The sequence below is a fragment of the Mesorhizobium sp. M4A.F.Ca.ET.022.05.2.1 genome, from assembly GCF_003998845.1.
Taxonomy (GTDB): domain Bacteria; phylum Pseudomonadota; class Alphaproteobacteria; order Rhizobiales; family Rhizobiaceae; genus Mesorhizobium.
Genome location: NZ_RZOJ01000453.1, coordinates 1 through 4781, shown reverse-complemented (window position 1 = coordinate 4781; position 4781 = coordinate 1). Strand labels below are relative to the sequence as shown.

6 protein-coding genes are annotated in these 4781 nt (G+C 65.9%); all 6 read right to left on the bottom strand.

The window, feature by feature from the left end; translation table 11 throughout:
* The coding region (locus EN745_RS30300) for a nucleotidyltransferase family protein (RefSeq protein WP_189363204.1) at positions 1 to 1021 on the bottom strand (1021 nt) is incomplete at its 3' end.
* Positions 1021 to 1695 carry a glycosyltransferase family A protein gene (locus tag EN745_RS30295; RefSeq protein ID WP_126056941.1) on the bottom strand — a complete coding sequence of 225 codons (675 nt, stop codon included), beginning with the start codon at positions 1693 to 1695 and terminating at the stop codon, positions 1021 to 1023. The genes EN745_RS30295 and EN745_RS30300, both read right to left, overlap by 1 nt.
* On the bottom strand, positions 1695 to 2447 hold the full coding sequence (locus EN745_RS30290; protein WP_126056942.1) for a glycosyltransferase family A protein: 753 nt from the start codon (positions 2445 to 2447) through the stop codon (positions 1695 to 1697). Before EN745_RS30290 ends, EN745_RS30295 begins: the two co-directional genes overlap by 1 nt.
* Entirely contained in the window at positions 2444 to 3496 is a 1053-nt protein-coding gene (locus tag EN745_RS30285) for a serine kinase (protein WP_127400215.1), read from the bottom strand. The genes EN745_RS30290 and EN745_RS30285 overlap by 4 nt, the downstream gene beginning before the upstream one ends.
* 50 nt (positions 3497 to 3546) lie before the next feature.
* Positions 3547 to 3906, bottom strand: a complete 360-nt coding sequence (locus tag EN745_RS30280; protein ID WP_245487874.1) for a PqqD family protein — start codon at positions 3904 to 3906, stop codon at positions 3547 to 3549.
* 214 nt (positions 3907 to 4120) lie between these two features.
* A partial coding sequence (locus EN745_RS30275) for a 2Fe-2S iron-sulfur cluster-binding protein (protein WP_127422945.1) occupies positions 4121 to 4781 on the bottom strand: 661 nt, incomplete at its 5' end.

Sequence of the window (4781 nt, the reverse complement as noted above, 5' to 3'; positions counted from 1 at the left end):
GCTTGGCAAAGCCGCGCGACAGCCAGGTAAGCCCGCCGAAATCGGTGCGCGGCTTGGCCTGCAGCACTGAGGACAGCCGCGACAGGCCGGAGCGGTCGGCCATGCCGATCGTGCTGGCGAGCACCGTTTCAGGCACCGGAATGCCGATCTCGAGCGCGAGATAGGAGAGCGCCACCGCAGCGGCGACGGCGAGGCCGCGCCTGGCGATCACGTCGAGGAACACATCCCAGTCGGCGTCGCCGCCGCGGATGGCCACCGCGCAATCGACGAGCCAGTCGCTGTGGGTGTGGGCATCGAGCCCACCATGCGCGATGGCGAGCGCGATGCGGTCGGCGGGCGACGGCACGAAGACGCCGACACCGCTGAATTCCGCCGCGATCGCCCGCCGCCAGATCGCCAGGTCATCCTCGGCGCTTTGCTGCGATCCGTCATAGGCGAGCTGGTGCAGGTCGATGTCGCCGAAATTGCCCTTGAAGAAATTCATCGAGCGCAGCGATGCCAGCCGTGTCCTAAGATAGGACGGGCTGACGCCACTGGCGATCTGCCAGTCGCGATCGCGCAGCACGTCGAAGGCAACCCGCATGTGCTGAGGGCGCACCAATATGTCGATGTCGTGCGCCACGCGGCCACGCTGCGCGGAGGCATTCACGGCGATGCGGCTGGCGCCCTTGATCAGCATGACCGGCGCGCCCGCCTCCACCATTGCCTTCAGCGCCGGCTCGGCTTCGCGCATGGCCAGGCGCGACTTGGTCCACAGCATCTTCTGCAGCCCGACAAGACGCGGATAGGCGGGATGGGCGGCGAGCTTGCGGCCGAAGCGGTCGGAAATCGCGGCGAGCAGCCGGTGCTCCCGGAAGGAGACGAGGTCGATATCGTTTTCGTCCAGCCAGCGCGCCGCGTGCGGGCTGGCCGCGTCCTCGTCGGGCAGGAGCGCGGCCTTGAGCAACTGGTCGAGCTTGCCGGTCGGCCAGGACCAGCCATAGTCGGGAAAGCGACGGCCGATGGAACGTATCCTGGCCATCAGCCGGAGCCCGGTCTGTTCTGCGCGCGGCGCAGCATGGCGGCGCGGACCACCTCCAGATAGCCGCGGTCGCGCGCGTCGCGCCCATAGGACAGGCTGCCGGGCCTGATGCGCCTGAGCGCCAGCACCTCGTCCAGCATGTCGAGCACGAAGCCCGCCTCGCGCGCCCTGGCGATCCAGTCGATCATCTCGCCGCGGCCACCCGGCGGATCGACGATCGGCCCGACCGCCTCGGCTACCTCGCGGCGGATCACCATCGTCGTGCGAAACCAGCCGGGCGTCGTGCCCGCCTCCGGCAGATCGGGCCGGTCCTGGCGGAAATTGCGGGCATGGGCGAAAACGCCCGCCGTTCGCGGAGATCGTTCAAGATGCGCGAGCTGCAATTCGATCTTGGTCGGCAGCCACAGGTCATCAGCGTCGAGCGTCGCGATAAACGGCGTCGACAGCGCCGCCATGCCCCTGGTCGTCGCGTTGCCGGGGCCGGCGTTGTCCTGGCGCAGCAGCCTGACGGGGATGTCCGCAATGGCGATCGCCGCCTCGAGATCATCGGTCGAACCGTCGTCGACGACCACGACGGCGTCGGCGGCGATCGTCTGTGCGGCCACCGAGCGCAGCGTATCGGCAATGGTGGCGGCCGCGTTGAAGGCCGGAATGACGACGCCGTAGCCAGCCATCACATGAACCGCCAATCCGCGAGATCCTTGACCTCAAAGATCTTGTCGATCGCACACAGCGACGGGTCGGCCCGGCGCCGCTTCATCGATTTGTGGAGCGCGCGCATGAACTCGCGACGGGGAATATCAGGCTCCCTGGTCATGTTGCCGGGATGGCGCCTGTAATAGAGCCCCACCGTATCGGGCATGACATAGTTCGGGCCGCTCTCGAAAGTGCGCAGCAGGTAGTCGGTGTCTTCGGCCTGGCTGAAATCGGTGTCGAAGTCACCGATCCGATCGACAAGCCGGCGCGTGAATATCCCGGCCGACAGATGGATTCCGCGCACGGTCACGCAGTGGCTGTCGGCCGCCGGCTCCAGCGTCTCGTCGTCCAGATTGTCGGCCAGGGTCATCAGCGAATAGGTCAGATCGAGACCGGGATCGGTTTCGAAAAGCGCCAAATCGTCCTTGAAGCGGCCGGCCGGCGAGATGTCGTCCGAATCGAGGAAGGAGACAAAGCCGGTCTGTGGCAGGAGCTGCCGGAGGCCGGCGTTGCGCGCCTTGGTGACGCCCATATTGGGCTGCTGGAAAAGGCGGATGCAGGATGCTTCGCTCATCATCGAGCGCACCACCTCAACCGAGCCGTCGATCGAGCCGTCGTCGATGACGATGATGTCGAGATCGGCACCGTCGCGCTGCCTGAGCAGCGAGCGCAGCGCAGCGCCGACATACTTCTCGCGGTTATGGACTGGCATAATCACGCTCAGCTTCATGCGGAGCCTCGCGCGAGAAACCCGGAAACCGTGGCAGCGATTTCCTCCGGGCGCGTCCCCAGCGCCAGACGGTAGCATGGCAAAAGGCGGGTAAGATCGCTGAAAAAGCGAAAGCCGCCTTCGCGCTCGCCAGGCATCTGAGCGATGCCGGACGGCGCCAACGCAATCATGGCGTCCTTGCGCGACAAGGGCATGACCGAGCTTGTCCCACCACCGCCGATATGTGGCACCACCAGCGCTGCGATGTCCAGACTTGCCGGCAGCGGCCGGGGCGCGACGTCATCGATGCGGAACGGATGCTTGCCCTGCCAGTTCAGCGGACCATAGGATTTCAGCCGCTGCCTGAGGCCAAGCCGTTCGAAACCCTCGGGATCCTGCTTGAGGGTGGAAAACAGCGGATACGCCCTTACCCCCTCATCCGTCCTGTCGATAAGCACATAGTCGTCGCCGACGCTGTCCAGGCCGTTGAGCAGGCCGGCGACGACGGTTCCCGATTTTCCTGCTCCACCGGCGCCGGCAAGCAGGATGCCCTTGCCGCCGATGCCCAGCGTGCCGGCATGCGCAAGCCGCATGCCGCGCGCCGCATAGTCCCAATGCAGAAAGGCGCGCAGCGGCGCGCCCGGCTCCCAGGGCGGAAAGCCGTCGGCGGAGCGCATCAATTGCGCGCCGACACGGCGCTTGGGATCGTATACCTGCCAAAAGTCGAGGTCGTGGAAGTAGCAGCCGCGCAGCCCGGCGTCGGCAAGCCGGGAGGCAAAGGCGTGCGGGGCGAACTGCGCCTCGCCCCATTTCGCCGGAGCGGCGATGTTACCGATGCCTGGATGGGCGATGAGGATGCGGCATACGCCCGACGCTTGCCGATCACCGCCGGCCGGAACAAGGCCGCGGTCGATGGCATCCGCGAAGGGGCCGGGCGTGAGATGGACAGCCATGTCCAACCGGGGCAAACGGACATCCCGCGTGACGGAATAGCTGGCGGCCGCACTCTCGGCCATGGCCAAAACCTGGCGGGCATAGTCCGGCAAGCTTCCGAGGGTGACCTGCGACATGGCCTGTTCCCGCGCACCGTCGCCAATGCGATCGGCCGCTCCCGGATGTCTCACGACGCGTGCTTGACCGCGGGCCAGCCCAAGGGTTCCTCGACCTCATGGATCGGATCGACCATGATGAGATCGGCAAGATCGTCGTGGACGTCAACCTTCAGGGGTTCGCGGGACGCGGCAAGCTCGGCCGGCAGCCCGCTCGGCAGCGGCTGCGCCGACGCATCCGGGGCTGGCGCCAGCAGGCCGAAATCGATGAGCTGCGCGATGAAGCTTTCGAGTTCGACCAATCCTATCGTCGCCGTTCCCGCGGCCAGTCCGACCAGCACCGGGGCCGGCACGCCCAACGACAGCGCTTGCCAGATACGGCTGCCCGTATCGGAGAAACCGAAATACCTTCCGCTCGCGAGATCAAGCACGACGGCTTCGCCGTCGAAGGATTCAAAAACGATATCCTTGCTCGCAACAGCGTAGACATCCGCTGCCCGCATTGTTCTTGCCCCACTTCATAGCTCAAGCAACCGCGGTACCGCGGTGCTCCCCCCGAGGAACGCCTGTAAACACTCGGTTCCAGCTTGGCAAGACGATGAACACAGCGAGACGCCTGCCACTTTTGGGGTTCTATAGGGTGGATCAGGCCTCGATTTCCAGCGCCGTCATCGGCCTCGAGCAGCAGGCGAGAATGAAGCCGTCGGCGATCTCGTGATCGAGGATGCCGCCATTGTGACTCATCTCGACCTCGCCGGACACCTTCTTCACCTTGCAGGTGCCGCACAGGCCGAATTCGCAGGCGGCCGGGATCCTGACGCCAGAGGCGCGCGCCGTCTGCAGCACGGTTTGCCCGGCGATGCATTCGGCATCGACATCGGAAAGTGAAAAGCGAACCGGCGTCGCGGCCTCGACGGGCATCTCGATGCCGCCGTCGGTCGGCAGCGCGAACGGCGCCGGCACTTCCTCCACCACCGGCGCGGCAAAGCTTTCCTGGTGGTATTTGGCCATGTCGAAGCCGGCGGCCTCCAGCATCTGCCGGACGGCGCGCATGAACGGGTCGGGGCCGCAGCAGAAGATTTCCCGCTCGCGGTAGTCAGGTGCCAGAAGCGGAAGCCTTATGGCGTCGATCCGCCCCATGTGACCGAACCAGCCCTCGCGGATGGAGCGTTCCTCGATCATGAAGCCGAGCGACAGGCCGGGCATGCGACTGCCCAGCAATTCAAGCTCCTTGCGGAAGATGATCTCTTCCGCCCTGCGCGCGCAGTTGACGAAACCGACATCGGTCCAGGGCGCGCAGTCGTTC

Bases quoted from the DNA above. Each gene is read 5' to 3' on its own strand.
- EN745_RS30285 (WP_127400215.1), bottom strand. From the start codon at position 3,496: ATGTCGCAGGTCACCCTCGGAAGCTTGCCGGACTATGCCCGCCAGGTT.
- EN745_RS30295 (WP_126056941.1), bottom strand. From the start codon at position 1,695: ATGGCTGGCTACGGCGTCGTCATTCCGGCCTTCAACGCGGCCGCCACC.
- EN745_RS30290 (WP_126056942.1), bottom strand. From the start codon at position 2,447: ATGAAGCTGAGCGTGATTATGCCAGTCCATAACCGCGAGAAGTATGTC.